The 17,531-nt window shown below is 74.7% G+C and carries 14 protein-coding genes; 6 read left to right on the forward strand and 8 right to left on the reverse strand.

From position 1 onward, the window contains the following. Positions 1-36 precede the first annotated feature (36 nt). The gene (locus tag GCU60_RS13890) at positions 37-684 is read left to right on the forward strand and encodes a TetR/AcrR family transcriptional regulator (protein ID WP_163206203.1); all 648 of its coding nucleotides are present in this window, start codon (positions 37-39) and stop codon (positions 682-684) included. 2 nt (positions 685-686) lie between these two features. Here GCU60_RS13890 and GCU60_RS13895 read toward each other — a convergent pair whose 3' ends face one another. Genes GCU60_RS13895 through GCU60_RS13925 form a run of 7 tightly spaced genes read right to left on the reverse strand, consistent with a single transcriptional unit; the run spans position 687 to position 10,380 of the window. Beyond that, the gene (locus GCU60_RS13895) at positions 687-1,454 is read right to left on the reverse strand and encodes an enoyl-CoA hydratase-related protein (RefSeq protein ID WP_163206205.1); all 768 of its coding nucleotides are present in this window, start codon (positions 1,452-1,454) and stop codon (positions 687-689) included. Further along, entirely contained in the window at positions 1,447-3,048 is a 1,602-nt protein-coding gene (locus GCU60_RS13900) for a class I adenylate-forming enzyme family protein (RefSeq protein ID WP_163206207.1), read from the reverse strand. The genes GCU60_RS13895 and GCU60_RS13900 overlap by 8 nt, the downstream gene beginning before the upstream one ends. Beyond that, on the reverse strand, positions 3,038-5,089 hold the full coding sequence (locus GCU60_RS13905; RefSeq protein ID WP_345770592.1) for a biotin carboxylase N-terminal domain-containing protein: 2,052 nt from the start codon (positions 5,087-5,089) through the stop codon (positions 3,038-3,040). The genes GCU60_RS13900 and GCU60_RS13905 overlap by 11 nt, the downstream gene beginning before the upstream one ends. Further along, positions 5,086-6,681, reverse strand: a complete 1,596-nt coding sequence (locus GCU60_RS13910; RefSeq protein WP_163206211.1) for an acyl-CoA carboxylase subunit beta — start codon at positions 6,679-6,681, stop codon at positions 5,086-5,088. Before GCU60_RS13910 ends, GCU60_RS13905 begins: the two co-directional genes overlap by 4 nt. Beyond that, complete coding sequence (locus tag GCU60_RS13915; protein ID WP_163206213.1) at positions 6,678-8,453, reverse strand: acyclic terpene utilization AtuA family protein; 1,776 nt, start codon at positions 8,451-8,453, stop codon at positions 6,678-6,680. The genes GCU60_RS13910 and GCU60_RS13915 overlap by 4 nt, the downstream gene beginning before the upstream one ends. Then, positions 8,450-9,238 (reverse strand): TIGR03084 family metal-binding protein, encoded by a 789-nt coding sequence (locus GCU60_RS13920; RefSeq protein ID WP_345770593.1) that lies wholly within the window; start codon positions 9,236-9,238, stop codon positions 8,450-8,452. The genes GCU60_RS13915 and GCU60_RS13920 overlap by 4 nt, the downstream gene beginning before the upstream one ends. Continuing rightward, on the reverse strand, positions 9,235-10,380 hold the full coding sequence (locus GCU60_RS13925; protein WP_163206215.1) for an acyl-CoA dehydrogenase family protein: 1,146 nt from the start codon (positions 10,378-10,380) through the stop codon (positions 9,235-9,237). Before GCU60_RS13925 ends, GCU60_RS13920 begins: the two co-directional genes overlap by 4 nt. A 142-nt stretch (positions 10,381-10,522) precedes the next feature. Here GCU60_RS13925 and GCU60_RS13930 point away from each other — a divergent pair, with 142 nt between their 5' ends. From GCU60_RS13930 to GCU60_RS13950, 5 genes are all read left to right on the forward strand, one after another. Beyond that, positions 10,523-11,545: an LLM class F420-dependent oxidoreductase gene (locus GCU60_RS13930; protein ID WP_163206217.1), complete on the forward strand. Its 1,023-nt coding sequence runs from the start codon at positions 10,523-10,525 to the stop codon at positions 11,543-11,545. Positions 11,546-11,581: 36 nt separating this feature from the next. Beyond that, positions 11,582-12,313 carry an HpcH/HpaI aldolase family protein gene (locus GCU60_RS13935; RefSeq protein ID WP_163206219.1) on the forward strand — a complete coding sequence of 244 codons (732 nt, stop codon included), beginning with the start codon at positions 11,582-11,584 and terminating at the stop codon, positions 12,311-12,313. Between the two features lie 390 nt (positions 12,314-12,703). Further along, positions 12,704-14,743, forward strand: a complete 2,040-nt coding sequence (locus GCU60_RS13940; protein ID WP_239521192.1) for a DEAD/DEAH box helicase — start codon at positions 12,704-12,706, stop codon at positions 14,741-14,743. Positions 14,744-14,905: 162 nt separating this feature from the next. Beyond that, complete coding sequence (locus GCU60_RS13945; RefSeq protein ID WP_163206224.1) at positions 14,906-15,289, forward strand: ArsR/SmtB family transcription factor; 384 nt, start codon at positions 14,906-14,908, stop codon at positions 15,287-15,289. Next, entirely contained in the window at positions 15,286-16,011 is a 726-nt protein-coding gene (locus GCU60_RS13950) for a cation transporter (protein WP_345770594.1), read from the forward strand. The genes GCU60_RS13945 and GCU60_RS13950 overlap by 4 nt, the downstream gene beginning before the upstream one ends. Before the next feature lie 27 nt (positions 16,012-16,038). Here GCU60_RS13950 and GCU60_RS13955 read toward each other — a convergent pair whose 3' ends face one another. Next, a complete protein-coding gene (locus GCU60_RS13955) occupies positions 16,039-17,514 on the reverse strand; it encodes a sugar porter family MFS transporter (RefSeq protein WP_163206226.1) in 1,476 nt (491 codons plus the stop codon). Positions 17,515-17,531 lie beyond the last annotated feature (17 nt).

A 17,531-nucleotide genomic window follows, 5' to 3' on the forward strand; every position in this document is an offset into this window, starting at 1 on the left:
TGGCACGCTGCGCGGGCCGAACCGAACGGAGGTGCGATGCCAGCCACGGACCAGGAGCAGATCCCGGTGACCGAGCGGGGCCGCCGGACCAGGGCCGCGCTCCTGCAGGCCGGCCGGGAGCTGTTCGAGGAACGCGGGTTCGCCGACGTGCGGATCGACTCCGTGGTCGAGCGGGCCGGGGTCTCCCACGGCACCTTCTACACCTGGTTCGACTCCAAGGAGTCGCTGCTGCGCGCGATCGTCGCCGCCGTGGTCGACGACGTCTTCACCGCCACCACGGTGGGCTCCCGGCTGCCGCCGGACGCCCCGTACGCGCGGATCGAGGCGGCCAACCGGCTGTACCTCACGGCGTTCACCCGGCACGCGCGGATCCTCCGGGTGCTGGACTCCCTCGCCGACACCCGCGAGGAGTTCCGGCGGCTGCGGGTCGACGTACGGGAGGCCTTCGTGCGCCGTGGCACGGAGGGCCTGGAGCGCCTGCAGGAACTCGGGCTGGCCGACCGCGACCTGCCGCCGCGCGCCACGGTGAGCGCACTGGGCGCCATGGTGGAGTCCTTCGCCCAGCTGTGGCAGGACCCGGCGGAGGGGCTCGACGAGGACGCCGCCGTCGAGATCCTGACCCGGTTGTGGGCCGGCGCCATCGGCCTGCCGCGCTCGGCCTGGGAGTCCTACCGCCCCGTCTGAGGTCAGCTCCCGGCGGCCCACGCGGGACGGCGCCTGCCGAGCAGCGCGGCGATGCCCTCGGCCGCCTCCGCCGAGCCGAACCGCTCCGCGGAGACCGCGGCCATCCGGCGGAAGTCCTCCGCGAGGTCGGGGCCGGGCAGGTCGCGCAGCAGCTGCAGGGTGGCCGCGATCGCCTCCGGCGCCCCCTGCGCGAGCTGCTCGACGAAGGCGTCCACCGCGGCGTCGAGGTCGCCGTCGCCGACCGCGCGGTCGAGCAGGCCGGCCTGCTGCGCGCGGGCGCCGTCGAAGGGCTGCCCGGTGAGGAACAGCTCGCGGGCGGCCCGGGGGTCCATCCGGCGCAGGCACGGGACGGCGATGATCGCCGGCGCCACCCCGATCCGCACCTCGCTGAAGGCGAAGGTCGCCCCGGCCAGACCCACGGCGAGGTCGCACGCGGCGATCAGCCCCAGCCCGCCGGCCCGGGCGGCGCCGTCGACCCGCGCGACCACCGGCTTGGCGCTGTCCAGGAGCAGCGTCAGCACCTCCGGGAGCCCGACGGCGCCCGGGCGCCCGCCGGCCCGCTGCTCCTTGAGGTCGGCCCCGGAGCAGAAGACCGGCCCGGCCCCGGTCAGCACCACCACCCGGACGCCGTCGTCGGCCAGGGCCGCGGCGAGGGCCGCGTGCAGCTGCTCGACCAGCGCCCGGGACAGCGCGTTGCGGTTGGACGGCGAGTCCAGCGTCACGACGGCGGCCGGGCCGCGCCGCTCGGTGCGCACCAGCAGGTCAGGCACGGAACTCGTCGCGGAGCTCGTGCTTCTGGATCTTCCCGGTCGCGGTCTTGGGCAGACCCACGCGGACCTCGATCCGCTTGGGCACCTGGAAGCCGGCGAGGTGCTGCCGGCAGTGCTCGAGCAGCCGCCCGGTCAGCGCGTCGGCGTCCACGTCCGGGTCGGCCGGGACGACGACGCCGGTGACCGCCTCGCCCCAGCGGTCGTCCGGCACACCGATGACGGCGGCCTCGACGATCTCGGCGGAGGCGAGCAGCACCCGCTCGACCTCGACCGAGGAGACGTTCTCCCCGCCGGTCTTCACCATGTCCTTGACCCGGTCGGTGAACCAGACGACGCCCTCGTCGTCGAGGTGCCCGACGTCCCCGCTGTGGAACCAGCCGTGCGCGAAGGCGGCGGTGTTGGCCTCGGCGTTGTTCCAGTACCCGCTCATCACGTGCGGGCCCCGGTACACGATCTCGCCGGTCCCGCCCGGGGGCAGCAGCTCCCCGGCGGCGTCCATGATCCTGGTGTCGACGGTGACGGTGGACGGTCCCCACGAGGCCGCCTTGGTCTCCTGGTGGGCGGGCCACTGGAACACCGTCGCCGGCACGCACTCGGTCTGCCCGGAGCCCAGCAGCACCTGCGCGGAGGGGAAGGCGGCGGCGATCGCGGCGATCCGCTCCTGGGGCATCGGGGCCATGGCGTAGATGCACAGCCGCACCGAGGAGAGGTCCCGGGTCCGGATGCCGGGGGAGGCCAGCAGCGCGGCGTACATCATCGGCAGCAGCATCAGGTGGGTGGCGCGGCGGCTCTCCACCACCTCCAGGAAGCCCTCCGGCTCGAACCCGCGGGGGAGCACCGCGGTCCCGCCGGTGAGCAGGATCGGCAGCAGCAGGGTGTCCAGCGCGGTGGTGTGGAACAGCGGCAGCACGATCGGCAGCACGGAGAACTCGTCGCCGCGGCGGTGGCCGGTCTGCAGCGCGTTGCTCAGCACGCCGACGTGCACCGACAGGTGGCTGGTCAGCACGCCCTTCGGCCGGGCCGTGGTGCCGGAGGTGTAGAGGCAGTGCAGGGTGTCGCGGTCCTCCACCACCACCCGCACGGGCGTCGGGTCGGCCGCCACGTCCGCCCAGCGCCGGACCGGCCGTCCGGCGATCGACTCCGGGACCTCGTCGCCGGTGACGACGACGGTGGTGATCTCCGGCAGGGACGGCAGGACCGCCTCCAGCAGGGGCAGGAACGGGGGGTCCGCGACGACGGTCCGGGTGCCGGAGTCGGCCAGGATCCAGCCGATGTCCTCCGGCGCGAGCATGAGGTTCACCGGCAGGGCGACCAGCCCGGCCTTGGCGCAGCCGAAGAAGCTGGCGGCGAAGCGCCAGGAGTTGCCCAGGAGGAACGCGACCGGCTCCTGGTGCCGCACGCCGGCGTCGAGCAGACCGCGGCCGAACGCCTCCGAGGCGGCGTCCAGCCGGGCGTAGGTGATCTCCTCGTCCCCGTCGACGATCGCCGTGCGGCCGGCGAAGAGCGCGGTGGTGCGGGTGAGCATGTCGCCGACCGAGAACCGGGTGGCGAGGTTGAACTCCAGGGGGTCGACCCCGGACAGGTCAGGACGCATGGCTGTTCCCTTCGCTCGCGCGCTCGGTGGGGGTGTGCTCGCCGACGACCGCGAGGACCGCGCCCGTCTCCACCTGGGCGCCCACGGAGGCGTGCAGGTGGGTGACCACCCCGTCGGTCGGCGCGACCACGGGATGCTCCATCTTCATGGCCTCGAGGACCAGCACCAGCTGGCCCGCGCGGACCTCCTGGCCCTCCTCGACGGCAACCCGGGTCACCGCGCCGGGCATGGTGGCGGTGAGCGACCCGGGGGCCACCGATGCGGTGGGCTCCGGGAACCGCGGCAGCTCTACCAGCGTGGTCGAGCCCTCGGGCCCGTCGACGTAGGACCGGTCGCCGTCGACGTGCACGTGGTACCTGCCGCGCAGCCCGTCGGCCTCCACGTCCAGGCGGACCGTGGGCCCGTCAACCGCGGTGCGCAGGACCGCCAGTTCCACCGGCTCCCCGTCGACGTCGGCGGTGAGCCCGGTCCGGTCCAGTCGGTAGCGCACCGATCCGGCGTCGAACGCCGTCGTCTGCGGAGCGGTCGAGTTGTTGCGCCAGCCCGACGGCAGACCGGCCAGCACCGGCGCGGCCGCCCGGCGCAGGGCCGCACCGGCGAGCGCGGCCACGACGGCGTGCACCCGGCGGCCGGCCTCGTCGACCAGCGGGGCGGCCAGGGTGTCCAGGCCGTGCCGGTCCAGGAACGCGGTGTCGGTCTCGCCGGCGAGGAAGGCCTCGCTGCGCAGGATCCGCACGAGCAGGTCGCGGTTGGTGGTCAGCCCGTGCAGCCGTGCCCGGGTCAGCCCACCGGCCAGTGCGAGCGCCGCCGAGGCGCGGTCCGGCGCCCAGGCGATGACCTTGGCCAGCATCGGGTCGTAGTGCACGCCGACCTCCCCGCCGGGGGTCACGCCGCTGTCCAGCCGCAGGCCGGGGCCCACGGTCGGGCCGAAGGCGGCGTCGGCCGGGATCTCGAAGTCCGCCAGCCGGCCGGACTGCGGCAGCCAGTTCTGCGCCGGGTCCTCGGCGTAGAGCCGCACCTCGATCGCCGCGCCGGTCAGGGTGGGGGAGACCGCCTCGGCCGGCAGCGGCCGGCCGGCCGCGACGTCGAACTGCAGGCGGACCAGGTCCAGGCCGGTGACCGCCTCGGTGACCGGGTGCTCCACCTGCAGCCGGGTGTTCATCTCCAGGAAGAAGAAGTCGCCGGAGTCGTCGAGCAGGAACTCGACGGTGCCCGCACCCCGGTAGTCGATGGCCCGCGCGGCCGCCACCGCCGCCTCCTGCAGCCGCTCCCGCAGGTCGGGGTCGACCGCGGGCGAGGGCGCCTCCTCGACGACCTTCTGGTGCCGGCGCTGGATGGAGCACTCGCGCTCGAACAGCGCCACGGTGGTGCCGTGCCGGTCGCCGAAGACCTGCACCTCGATGTGGCGGGGCCGCTCGACCAGCCGCTCGAGGAACACGGTGCCGTCGCCGAACGCCGACGCGGCCTCGCGACCGGCCGCCGCGACGGCCTCGGCCAGCTCCGCCGGTTCGCGCACCTCGCGCATGCCGCGGCCCCCACCGCCGAAGGAGGCCTTGACCAGCAGCGGGTAGCCCACCTCGGCGGCGGCCTCGGCCAGCGTGGCGCCGGCGAGCCCGGTCGCGTCCACGCTGGGCAGGGTGGGGACCCCGGCCCGGCGCATCAGCTCCTTGGCGGCGAGCTTGCTGCCCATCGCCTCGACGGCCTCGGGGCTCGGTCCGACGAACACCAGCCCCGCGGCCTCCACCGCCCGGGCGAAGGCCGCGTTCTCGGACAGGAACCCGTAGCCCGGGTGCACGCAGTCCGCGCCGGCGCGCAGCGCCGCGGCCACCACGAGGTCGGCGCGCAGGTAGGTCTCGGCCGGGCTGTTGCCCGGCAGCCGGACGGCGACGTCGGCGTCGGCGACGAACGGCGCGTCGGCATCGGCGTCGGAGTGCACCGCGACCGTGCGCAGCCCCATGGCCCGCGCCGTGGTGAAGACGCGGCGGGCGATCTCGCCACGGTTGGCGACGAGCACGCACGTCAGGTTCCGCGGAGTGCTCACAGCCGGAACACCCCCCATCCGTCGTGCAGCCCCTGCACGGGTGCGTTGTGGACGGCCGACAGGGCCAGGCCGAGGACGGTCCGGGTGTCGCGCGGGTCGATGATCCCGTCGTCGTAGAGCCGCCCCGACAGGAACAGCGCCAGCGACTCGGCCTCGATCTGCTGCTCCACGGCGGCCTTCATCAGGGTCGCGGACTCCTCGTCGTAGTCCCGGCCGCGGGCCTGCGCGCTGGCCCGGCCGACGATGTCGAGGACACCGGCGAGCTGGGCCGCGCCCATCACGGCGCTCTTGGCGTTGGGCCAGGTGAACAGGAAGCGCGGGTCGTAGGCCCGGCCGCACATGCCGTAGTTCCCGGCGCCGTAGGAGGCCCCGATGTTCAGCGTGAGGTGCGGGACGGTGCTGTTGGACACCGCGTTGATCATCTGCGAGCCGGCCTTGATGATCCCGTCCTGCTCGTACTCGGTGCCGACCATGTAGCCGGTGGTGTTCTGCAGGAACAGCAGCGGGGTGTCGGTCTGGTTGGCCAGCTGGATGAACTGGGCGGCCTTCTCGGCGTCCTGCCGGAAGAGGACCCCGCGGGCGTTGGCCAGCACGCCGATCGGATAGCCGTGGATGCTCGCCCAGCCGGTGACCAGCGAGCTGCCGTAGAGCGGCTTGTGCTCGTCGAACCGGCTGCCGTCGACGATCCGGGCGAGCACGTCGCGGGGGTCCAGCGGCCGGCGCAGGTCGGCCGGCGCCAGGTCGAGCAGCTCCTCGGGGTCGTGCAGCGGCGGGTCGGCCGGCCGGGACGGGCCGGGGCCGCGCTTGCGCCAGTTGAGGTTGCGCACGATCTGGCGGCCCAGCCGGATGGCGTCGACCTCGTCGACGGCGAGGTGGTCGGCGCTGCCGGAGATCCGGGCGTGCATCGACGCCCCGCCCAGGGACTCCTCGTCGGCCTCCTCGCCGGTGGCCATCTTGACCAGCGGTGGCCCTGCCAGGAACACCTTGCTCCGGCCGTCGATCATCACCACGTGGTCGCTCATCCCGGGCACGTAGGCGCCCCCGGCGGTGCTGTTGCCGAAGACCAGGGCGACGGTGGGGATGCCCTGGGCGGACAGCCGGGTGAGGTTGCGGAAGCCGCGGCCGCCGGGGATGAAGATCTCCGACTGGGTGGGGAGGTCTGCGCCGCCGGACTCGACCAGGCTGAGGAACGGCAGCCGGTTCGTCTCGGCGATGTCGTGCGCCCGGCCCGACTTTCGCAGGGTGTAGGGGTTGGACGTGCCACCGCGGACCGTCGGGTCGTTGGCGGAGATCATCACCTCCACGCCCTCGACCACGCCGATGCCGGTCACCGTGCTCGCCCCGACCGGGAAGTCGGTGCCCCAGGCGGCGTAGGGCGAGAGCTCCAGGAACGGGCTGTCCCGGTCGAGCAGCAACTCGATCCGCTCGCGCACGGTCAGCTTGCCGCGCGTGCGGTGGCGGGCCAGCGCGCTCTCGCCGCCGCCGGCGTTGGCCAGGCCGCGCTGCTCCTCGAGCTCGGCGAGGCGTTCCAGCATCGCCGAGCGGTTGCCCGCGCCGCGATCGTCGGTGCTCGTCTCCTGGGGGACCGTCATGCGCCCACCTCCGGGGGCAGCAGGCGCACCGGGACGTCGACCACGCGGGAGCGCAGCCATTCGCCCACGGCCTTGGCCTGGGGGTCGAACCGGGTCCCGGCGGCGACGCCGTCGCCGAGCAGGCCGGGCAGTTGGAACAGCAGCGCCCGCAGCCCGGGCAGCAGCTCGCGGGTGACCGGCAGCGCAGCGGCCTCGGGGAGCAGCGCGCGCAGCCGGTCGGGGGTCAGGAAGGCGGCCAGCCAGGCGTAGCCGTCGTCGGTGCGGGCGTAGACGCCGAGGGTGGCGGCCCCGCCCTTGTCGCCGCTGCGCGCCCCGGCGACCAGGCCGAGCGGCACCGGCCGCGTCGGCCCGCCGTCGCGCGCCGCGGGCGGTCCGACCGGGTTTGGCGCCACCGCCGGGGTTCCGGAGCGGGCGGGGGAGGGCAGGGTCTCCGTCGTCCCGTCGGGCAGCCCGACCACCTGCGGCACCTCCGCGGCCGGCACCCACGCCGCGGAGTAGACGCCGTACGGGACGGGGCTGGGCGGCGCGCTGGTGGCGTGGAAGCCGGGGATGCTGGCCAGGCCCAGCTCGATGACCGGCACGGTGAACGCCTTGCCGACCAAGCGCCGGTCGCGGTCCTTGACCGTGACGTGCAGCAGCGCGGCCGCCTCCTCCTGGACGTCCGCGTCGGGGGAGTCGGTACGCGCGAGGGCCACCCGGACCTCCTCGACGCCGGCCAGCGCCGGGGCGAGCTGGCGGCGGAGGAGTGCGGCCTTCTGCTCGACGTCCAGGCCGGTGAGCGGCAGCGTCATGGAGTTGCGGAAGCCGCCGAGCCGGTTGACCGCCACCTTGAGCCACTCCCCGGCGGGCAGCCCCCGGGCGCCGGTGATCTCCACCCGGTCGGGCCCGTCCTGGCGCAGCCGCAGCGCGTCGAAGCGGGTGACGACGTCAGGTCCGCCGTAGCGGGTGCCGGTGAGCTCGTAGAGCAGCTGCTCGGTGACCGTCTCGACGGTGACCGCCCCGCCGGTGCCCGGGTGCTTGGTGATCACCGACGTGCCGTCCGCGGCGATCTCGGCGAGCGGGAAGCCGATGCGGTCCAGGGCGGCCGGATCGGCGTCGAGCAGCTCGGCGAAGAAGCTGAAGTTGCCGCCGGTGGCCTGCGCGCCGCACTCGAGCACGTGCCCGGCGACCGTGGCGCCGGCCAGGGCGTCGACGTCGTCCTCACCCCAGCCGTGGTGCCAGGCGGCCGGTCCGACGACGAGGCTGGCGTCGGTGACGCGGCCGGTCACGACCACGTCCGCGCCGGCGTCCAGCGCCCGCACGATGCCCCGGCACCCCAGGTAGGCGTTGGCGGTGAGCGCGTCGGCCACCTCGGCGTCCCCGGGCGGGCCGTCTCCGCTGCGCAGGAGCCCGCGGCCGCGCAGGTCGTCCAGGCGGGGGAGCAGGTCGTCGCCGCCGACGGTGGCCACCCGCACCACGAGCCCGAGCCGCCGGCCCAGCTCCGTGACGGCGGCCGCGAGGCCCTGCGGGTTCAGCCCGCCGGCGTTGCTGACGATGCGCACGCCGCGCTCCAGGGCGGTGCCCAGGCTCTGCTCCAGCTGGGACAGGAAGGTGCGGGCGTAGCCGGCGGAGGGGTCGTCGGCGCGCTGCCGGCCGAGGATGAGCATCGTCAGCTCGGCCAGGTAGTCGCCGGTGAGGACGTCGATCTCGCCGCCGTCGAGCATCTCGCGCATCGCGCTGTGCCGGTCGCCGTAGAAGCCCGAGACGTTGGCGACCCGCAGGGGCGCGGTCACGACCGTGCTCCGGTCGAGCGCTGCCGGCCGCGGCCGGGCGGACCGGCGAAGGCCTGGGCGATGCCCATCCACTCCTGCGCGGCCGGCCCGGTGATCTCGAGGTCCAGGTCGTCGCGGTGCCGGCGCTGGGTGACCAGCAGGCAGAAGTCCAGCGCCGGACCGCGGACGACGTCGGCGGCGTCCTCCGGCCCCCAGGTCCACTCCTCGCCGCCGGGACCGCGCAGCTCCACCCGGACCGGCTGCTCGGGCACGGTCAGCCCGCGGACGGCGTAGGAGAAGGGCCGGGCGCGCACGCCGATCTCGGCGACCGAGCGCAACCGCGGCGTCGCCGGCCGGTCCTGGCCGAGCGCGTCGACGACGTCCTGGCCGTGCGCCCAGGTCTCCATCAGCCGGGCGGTCACGAACGACGCGGGGCTCATGGGCGGCCCGAACCACGGCACCCGCACCGACGGGTCGACGGCCAGGAGCGCGTCGGCGAGAGCCTCCCGGCCCGCCCGCCAGCCGGCCAGCACCTCGGCCGGGGGAGTGGCCCGGCTCTCGCGGGTGCGCCGCTCGACGAAGCCCTCCTCGTCGGCGGTACCGGCGTGCAGCGCGGCGAAGGCGGCGGGGTCGGTGACGGCCAGCAGTGCGTCGGAGTCGAAGAGGCGCAGGTGGTCGACGGTGTCGCGGACGTCCCAGCCGGTCGCGGGCGTCGGCGTGGCCCAGGCGTCCTCGGGGAGCGGGGCCACCCGGGCGTCGAGGTCGGCGACGAGCGCGGTGAGCAGCGCGGTCCGGGGGTCGGTCACGGCATGAACCCGTCCATCCGGGCGAGCACCTGCAGCATGACCTCGTCCGCGCCGCCGCCGATCGAGGCCAGCCGGCTGTCGCGGAAGAAGCGGGAGGTCCAGTTCTCCTCCATGTAGCCCATGCCGCCGTGGAACTGCAGGCAGGTGTCGGCCACCTCGCGCAGCAGCCGGCCGGCGGTCAGCTTGGCCACCGTGGCCTGCCGGGTGGTGTCCTCGCCGTTCAGGTAGGCCTCGGCGCAGGCGTAGTTGTGCGACTGGAGCAGGTCCACCTGGGCCGACAGCTCCGCGAGGCGGAAGGCGAGGTACTGGTTGGCCAGCAGCGGCCGGCCGAAGGCCTCCCGCTGCCGCAGGTAGTCGCGGGTGCGCTCGAGCGCGTGCCGGCAGCTGCCCACGGCGCCGTAGGCGGCGAACATCCGCTCCACCACGAACTGGGCCATCTGCTGCTGGAACCCGCGGCCGATCGTGCCGATGGTGTTCGACACCGGCACCCGGACGTCCGAGAAGTTGAGCTCGGCGGTGTCGGAGGAGCGGTTGCCGAGCTTGTCGAGCTTGCGGGACACGGAGACGCCGGGGGTGGTGGTCTCCACGACGATCTGGCTGAGACCGCGGTGGCCGCCCTCGTCGGAGGTGCGGGCCAGCAGGCACAGCCAGTCGGCCTGGGTGCCGTTGGTGATGTAGAGCTTGCTGCCGTTGATCACCCAGTCGTCGCCGTCCCGGACCGCCCGGGTGCGCAGGCTCGCGACGTCGGAGCCGGCGCCGGCCTCGGTCACGGCGATGGAGCAGACGGCCGTGCCGCGGATGGCCGGCTCCAGGTAGCGGCGCTTGAGCTCGTCGCTGCCGAACTCGTGCAGCGAGGGCGTCGCCATCATCGTCTGGACACCGATCGCCATCGGGATGCCCGCGGCGCCCGCCCGGTGCAGCTCCTCGCAGAGGATGACGCTGAACAGGTGGTCGGCGCCCTGCCCGCCGTACTCCGGGTCGTACTCCAGGCCCAGCAGTCCCACCTCGCCGAGCTTCGGGAAGAGCTCGTGCGCCGGAAAGGTGCCGGCCTGCTCCCAGGCGTCGACGTGCGGCGCGATCTCCCGCTCGACGACGTCCCGCACCAGCTCGCGGAAGGCGGTGTGCTCGTCGGTGAAGCGCATGGGGACCCCCGGGTGCAGTGGCCCACGGCAGCGCGACGGGCCGAACTTGACGATGGCGTCAGGTCTATCAGGCCGGTGTGACCTGCACAACGATCAGCTCGGTACGGTCGCGCCACTTCCCGGCCGGGACGAGAGGAGCGCCATGAGACTCGGGGTGTCGCTGGGCTACTGGGGCGCCGGCCCGCCACCGGGCCATGCCGCGCTCGTGGCGCTGGCCGAGGAGCTGGGCCTGGACTCGGTGTGGACGGCGGAGGCCTACGGCTCCGACGCCCTCACCCCGCTGGCCTGGCTGGGCAGCCGGACGACGCGGCTGCGGCTGGGCACCTCAGTGGTGCAGATGTCGGCGCGCACCCCCACGGCGACCGCGATGGCCGCGCTGACCATGGATCACCTCTCCGGCGGGCGCTTCGTCCTGGGCCTGGGCGTCTCCGGGCCCCAGGTGGTCGAGGGCTGGTACGGCCGGCCCTACCCGGGGCCGCTGGCGCGGACGCGGGAGTACGTCGACGTCCTGCGCCAGGTCTTCGCCCGCCAGGCGGTGTCCCTCGACGGGGAGCACTACCGGATCCCGTTCGACGGCGGCACCGGGCTGGGCAAGTCGCTGCGCTCGACGGTGCACCCCCTGCGCACCGACCTCCCGGTGCTGCTCGCCGCCGAGGGGCCGAAGAACGTGGCGCTGGCCGCGGAGATCGCCGACGGCTGGATCCCGCTCTTCTACTCACCGCACGACGACGGGCACTACCGGGCCGCGCTGGCGGAGGGCTTCGCCCGGCCCGGCGCCCGACGCACCGCCGAGACGTTCGAGGTCACCTGCATGGTGCCGGTGGAGGTGGCCGACGACGTCGACGCCGCCGCCGACCGGGTCCGCCCGATGCTGGCGCTCTACATCGGGGGCATGGGCGCCCGCGGGGCCAACTTCCACTACGAGGTGTTCGCCCGGATGGGCTTCGAGGCCGAGTGCGCGCGGATCCAGGACGCCTACCTGGGCGGTCGCAAGGACGAGGCCGTCGCCGCCGTCCCGCTGGCGATGGTCGAGAAGGTGGCGCTCGTCGGGCCGCGGGACAAGATCGCCGACGACCTGGCGGCGTGGCAGGAGTCCCTGGTGTCCACGATGCTGATCGGCGGACCGCCGGAGACGCTGCGGATGATGGCCGAGCTCGCGGGCTGAGGTCCGCACCGCGGGCGGACGACGGGAGGACCGGGCATGGCGCTGGACGAGACCGACCTGCGGGCGCGGTGGTCCGCGGGGCGGGCCTGCCATGGGGTGTGGAACATGCTGCCCGGGGCGGTGAGCGGGGAGGTGCTGGCCCGGGCCGGCGCCGACTTCGTCGTCGTCGACCTGCAGCACGGAGCCCTGGTCGAGGCCGACCTGCCGGGGGTCGCCGCGGCGATCACCGGAGCCGGCGCGGTGCCGCTGGTCCGCACCCGCAGCCCGCTGTTCCCCGACGTCGGGCGCCCACTGGACCTCGGCGCGCGCGGCGTGATCGTGCCGAACGTGCGGGACGCCGAGCACGCGCGGGAGGTGGTCGCGGCGTGCCGCTACGCGCCGGCCGGCGGGCGGTCGATCGGGCGGCTCTCCGGCGGCGCCGAGCAGCCGCTGGTGATCGCGATGGTCGAGACGGCCGGCGCGCTCGAGGACCTGGACGCCGTGCTGGCCGTGGACGGGCTGGACGGGATCTACGTCGGACCGGGCGACCTGTCGCTCTCCCTCGGGCTGACCGGGGAGGACTCCCGGGCGGAGCTGCGAGCGGTGCTGTCCTCGGTGATCGGCCGCGCACGGGCGGCCGGCGTGCCGGTCGGCGTCCACGCCTACGACGGCGCCGCGGCGGCGGGCTTCGCCGCGGAGGGCGCCACGATCGTCACGGTCGCGGTGGACGTCACCTCCCTCGGCGCCGCGGTGGCGCACCATCTCGCCACCGCCCGCGACGGGGCCTGAGCGCGACCCGTACCGCCGGGATCGGGCCGGGCGCGCTCGCGGCGGAGCGGCACGCGCTAGCATCGGTGGCGCACCGTTCACGGGGCTGACGGCGCCTGTCTGGCGACGACGTCCATGTGCACTCGTCGCCTCGGTCCGCGCCGGCGATCCCGGTCCGCACCGGGACGGACATCCGGCACCGGGCCCTGCGCCGCGGGGCCGCCGATGGCGGTCGGCGCGGCCGCCGTCACGTGGCGTCCGCCACCGGCGACCGGGGAGCGGTGCGCAGCACTCTGCCGCGGCTCCCGTGCCGGGCAGACCAGAGGAGGAGTCGTGGCTCGACCAGGGCAGCGCCGGCCGAGCGCTCGCCGCACCGCTCCGCGGGACCGGCGACGCGGCCCCGAGGACGTCATGTCCGTGCTCGCGCGCACCGTCCGCGAGGTCGAGGCCGCCGCCGAGCGCGGCCGGGTGACCCCGTCGGTGCGCACCAAGTTCCAGGTCGTGGCGCTGCTGCTGCGGGACGAGCGGGAGCGGGTGCGGGCGGAGGAGTCCGGCAGCGCCACGCACCGCGCCGAGCAGCTCAAGCGTCTCGACGGGATCGCCCAGATCCTGGCGCGGACGGCGGTGCGCGACGCCGGGATGCTGGCGCTCCTCGGCGAGGACGCCGTCGTCTCCGCGGCCGCCCGCACGCTGAAGCGCGAGATCCTGGAAGGCCTCGGGATCGAGCCGGAGCCGGAGGAGGAGCCGCCGGCCGAGCCGCAGGCGGCCGCCGCCGCTCCCGAGCGCCGGGTCGTGCCGCAGTCGGTCATCTCCCGGCAGCTGGCCAACCCCTTCCTCGCCCCGGACTTCTCCAACGCGCCCCCGCCGCCGGCCCGGCCGCGGCGGCTGGCCGGCTGGGAGCTGCTCGACCCGCTGCTGAACTCCTTCGAGCGGGCCGGCGGCGGGGACGCGGCGTGCATGCCGCTCCCGGCGCCGTCGTCGCTGCGCGCGGCCGGCGGCCGGGAGCTGATGCCGCACCAGGCGCAGGTCGTGGCCGCCGCCGCGGCCGGGCACCGGACGTACCTGCTGGCCGACGAGCCGGGCCTGGGCAAGACGGCGCAGGCGCTGCTGGCCGCGGAGGCGGCCAACGCCTATCCGCTGCTCGTGGTGGTGCCGAGCGTGGTCAAGACCAACTGGGCGCGCGAGGCGGGCATCTGGACGCCGCACCGCACGGCCACCGTCGTGCACGGCAACGGGGAGACCGTCGACGGCTTCGCCGACATCGTCATCGTCAACTACGAGGTGCTCGACCGGCACGTGGGCTGGTTCGGTGACTTCGGCTTCCGCGGGATGGTCGTCGACGAGGCCCACTTCATCAAGAACAAAACCTCGCAGCGGTCCCAGCACGTGCTGGAGCTGGCCGACCGCATCCGGGCCCGCTTCCCGCGCCCGCTGCTCATGGCCCTCACCGGGACCCCGCTGATCAACGACATCGACGACTTCCTGGCGATCTGGCAGTTCCTCGGCTGGATCGACGAGGGCAAGCCGCTCGGCGACCTGATGAACGCCCTGGAGGAGACCGGCCTGACGCCGGCCGACCCGGGCTTCTACCCGGCCGCCCGGCGGTGCGTCGTCGAGCAGGGCATCGTCCGCCGGCGCAAGGTCGACGTCGCCGCCGACATCCCCGCCCGCCGGATCGCCGACCTGCCCGTGGAGCTCGACGACAAGGCCGGCCGCTCCATCCGGGCGGCCGAGCAGGAGCTGGCCCGCCGGCTGGTCAAGCGGTACGAGAGCGCGCTGGCCGCCCGCGGCTCCGCCGACGTGGTGGAGGAGATCGACCGCGAGCTGGTGCGCAAGGTGGCGCGGTGGGAGCTCAAGGACGCGACCGCGTCGGCCACCGGCGAGAACGTGTTCAGCATGATGCGGCGGATCGGCCAGGCCAAGGCCGGCCCGGCCGCCGACTACGCCGCCCAGCTCGCCCGGAGCGCGGGCAAGGTCGTCTTCTTCGCCAAGCACGTCGACGTCATGGACGCCGCCGAGGAGTCCTTCACCCGGCAGGGGATCGGCTTCTCCTCGATCCGCGGGGACCAGACGCCGTCGGCGCGGCAGAAGCAGATCGACGCCTTCGTCAACGACCCCGACGTCGCCGTCGCGGTCTGCTCGCTGACCGCGGCCGGCGTGGGGCTCAACCTCCAGGTGGCGTCCAACATCGTGCTGGCCGAGCTGTCCTGGACCGACGCGGAGCAGACGCAGGCCATCGACCGCAGCCACCGGATCGGCCAGACCGAGCCGGTGACGGCGTGGCGGATCATCGCCGCCCAGACCCTCGACTCCCGCATCGCCGAGCTGATCGACAGCAAGGCCGGGCTCGCCGCCCGGGCGCTCGACGGGTCCGACGAGGAGGTCTCGTCCTCGGCCGACGTCCAGCTCGAGGCGCTGGTGGCGCTGCTGACCGACGCGCTGTCGGCGTAGCGGCAGCCGCGGCCGGCCGCACCCGACCGGGCAGCACCACCCGTGCTTTTCCGCGGAAAAGCACGGGTGAGTTTCCGCGGAAAAGCACGGGTGAGTATCCGCGGAAAAGCATCACGCTCGGGACCATCGGGATGCGCCGGGCGATGGCGCTATCATCGCCGCATGACGATGGCCGGTGTGCCCGAGGTCGCGCAGACCACCGCGGGGGACGAGGCCGCTGCCCTGACGGCAGCGGCGTGCATGTTCCGCAGCCTCGGTGATCCGAGCCGGCTGGCCCTCGTGCGTCACCTCGCGGTCGGCGGTGAGCACAAGGTCGTCGAGCTGACCGAGCACCTCGGCCTGGCCCAGTCCACCGTGTCGGCGCACCTGGCCTGCCTGCGCGACTGCGGTCTGGCGACGTCCCGGCCGCAGGGCCGGGCATCGCTGTGGTCGCTGACCGCCGACGCCGAGCTGCTCGGCGTGCTGGCCGCTGCCGAGCGGCTGCTGGCTGTCACCGGCGACGCGGTCACCCTCTGCCCGGCCTACGGCGAAGGAGCGGGCCGGTGACCGCCACCCGGGCGCACGCGCACCCCACGCTGACCCCCGCCGAGCGCGGCCGGCTCGGCCGGCGCGCGCAGCTGCTCGCCGGCGCCAGCGTCGCCTACAACGTCGTCGAGGCGGTCGTCGCCGTCGCGGCGGGCATCGTCGCCGGCTCGGTGGCCCTCATCGGCTTCGGGCTCGACTCGGTCGTCGAGGTCTCCAGCGGGCTCATCGTGCTGTGGCAGTTCCGCCACCGGCTGCCGGAGTCCCGGGAGCGGCTGGCCCTGCGGCTGATGGCGGTGTCGTTCTTCGCCCTGGCCGGCTACGTCGGGTTCGAGTCCCTGCGCGCCCTCGTCGTCGGCAGCGAGCCGGACGCATCCCCGGTCGGTATCGGGCTGGCCCTCGCCTCGCTGGCGGTCATGCCGTTCCTCTCCTGGGCGCAGCGCCGGACCGGGCGGGCGCTCGGGTCGAGCACGGTGGTCGCCGACTCCACCCAGACCCTGCTGTGCACCTACCTCAGCGCCGTCCTGCTGCTCGGCCTGCTGCTGAACGCGACCCTCGGCTGGAGCTGGGCGGACCCCGTCGCCGGCCTGGTCATCGCCGCCGTCGCCGTCCGCGAGGGCCTGGAGGCCTGGCGCGGAGAGGGCTGCTGCGCCCCCGGCCGCGCGGACGACGGCCACGGCGACGGCGACGGTGGGTGCGCGAGCGGCTGCGCCGGCGGCTGCTGCGCCGCGACGGCGACGCCGTAGCCGCGCCAGGTCGCCGCCGGGACCGCGCTAGCGGTGGTCGGCGAAGTCGGCGGGCCGGAACTGCCCCTTCGAGAGCTTGTTCTCGATCTGCTCCAGGCTGCGGCCGGTCAGCTCCGGCATGCGGCGGTAGAGGAAGACGAACCCGGCGATGTTGAACGCGGCGTACAGCCAGAAGGTCTGGCCGGTGCCGATCGTGTCGATGATCGTGAGCAGCGTCAGGGTGATGAGCAGGTTGGTGCCCCACAGCGACGCCGACTGGGCGGCCGCGCCGGCCTCCCGGGTGGCCAGCGGGTAGATCTCCGAGCCGGTCAGCCAGCCCATGAGCTGGATGCCGCCGGCGGTGAAGGCCATGAAGGCGATCAGCGTGGCGATGATGTAGGGGACCTGCGCATCGCCGTCGTTGCCGGTGACGAAGAAGGTGCCCAGCACGATCAGGGCGAGCGCCGCGCCGGGAAGCGTGATCAGCGTCAGGCGTCGCCTGCCGACCCGGTCGATGATCGCCAGGCCGATCAGCTGGGTGATCAGGTACGTCGCCCCGAGGGCGACCGAGACCCGCAGGGCCGCGCTGTCGGAGAAGCCGTTGTCGGTGAGGATGGTCGGCGAGTAGTAGACGATCATCTCGATGCCGGACAGCTGGGTGAAGATCGCCAGACCGCACCCGACGACGAGCGCCGGCCGCACCCACGGCTCCCGCAGGCCGCGCCAGCCGCTGGTCCTCGCCGTCCGCTCGGCCTCGACGAGTTCGTCGATCTCGCTCAGTTCGGGGGAGACGTCGGTCCCCGCGGGGCGCACCCGCTCGAGTGCCTCCCGTGCATCCTCGTCCCGGCCGGCCTTGACCAGCCAGCGCGGGCTGTCGGGCAGGCGCAGCATCAGCCCGAGCATCAGCGCGCTGGGCACCACCGCCGCGCCGATCGCCACCCGCCAGTCGACGCGCTCGGTGGCACCGACGATGGTGGCGATGAGGATGCCGACGCCGATGGCGATCTGGAAGAACAGCACCAGGCGGCCGCGGTACCTCGTCGGGGCCAGCTCCGCGACGTAGACGGGGGCGGTCTGCGTGGCGCCCCCGACGGCGAAACCGAGCACGACGCGGGCCAGGGACAGGGTGAGCGGGTCGGGCGCCAGGGAGGCCGCGAGCGAGCCGATCACGAAGATCGTGGCGACGACGAGCAGCGTCATGCGCCGTCCGCGCCGCTCGCTGAGCCGGCTGCACACCAGGGCGCCGATCACCGCGCCCGCCAGGATCGAGGCAGCGATCACCTGTTCCCAGCCGCTGCCGATGCCGAACTCGTCGGTGATCTGCAGCAGCGCCCCGGAGATGATGCCCGTGTCGTAGCCGTAGAGCAGGCCGGAGATCGCCGAGACCAGCGCGACGACCACGACGGCGCCGGTCAGCCCTCCGCCGTCGTCCCCTCGGGGGTCGGCGCCCGGCGCGCGGGACGGGGTCGGGGCCTCGAGGCGCTGATCGGTCTCTCCATCGGTGTGGCGGTGCGGCGCCGTCACCGCACGGCCGCCGGCGC

This window comes from Blastococcus saxobsidens (genome assembly GCF_010682065.1).
Taxonomy (GTDB): domain Bacteria; phylum Actinomycetota; class Actinomycetes; order Mycobacteriales; family Geodermatophilaceae; genus Blastococcus; species Blastococcus saxobsidens_B.

Coding starts and splice junctions, on each gene's coding strand:
- GCU60_RS13890 (WP_163206203.1), top strand. CDS start 37: ATGCCAGCCACGGACCAGGAGCAGATCCCGGTGACCGAGCGGGGCCGC.
- GCU60_RS13900 (WP_163206207.1), bottom strand. CDS start 3,048: ATGCGTCCTGACCTGTCCGGGGTCGACCCCCTGGAGTTCAACCTCGCC.
- GCU60_RS13910 (WP_163206211.1), bottom strand. CDS start 6,681: ATGACGGTCCCCCAGGAGACGAGCACCGACGATCGCGGCGCGGGCAAC.
- GCU60_RS13925 (WP_163206215.1), bottom strand. CDS start 10,380: ATGCGCTTCACCGACGAGCACACCGCCTTCCGCGAGCTGGTGCGGGAC.
- GCU60_RS13930 (WP_163206217.1), top strand. CDS start 10,523: ATGAGACTCGGGGTGTCGCTGGGCTACTGGGGCGCCGGCCCGCCACCG.
- GCU60_RS13935 (WP_163206219.1), top strand. CDS start 11,582: ATGGCGCTGGACGAGACCGACCTGCGGGCGCGGTGGTCCGCGGGGCGG.
- GCU60_RS13940 (WP_239521192.1), top strand. CDS start 12,704: ATGTCCGTGCTCGCGCGCACCGTCCGCGAGGTCGAGGCCGCCGCCGAG.
- GCU60_RS13945 (WP_163206224.1), top strand. CDS start 14,906: ATGACGATGGCCGGTGTGCCCGAGGTCGCGCAGACCACCGCGGGGGAC.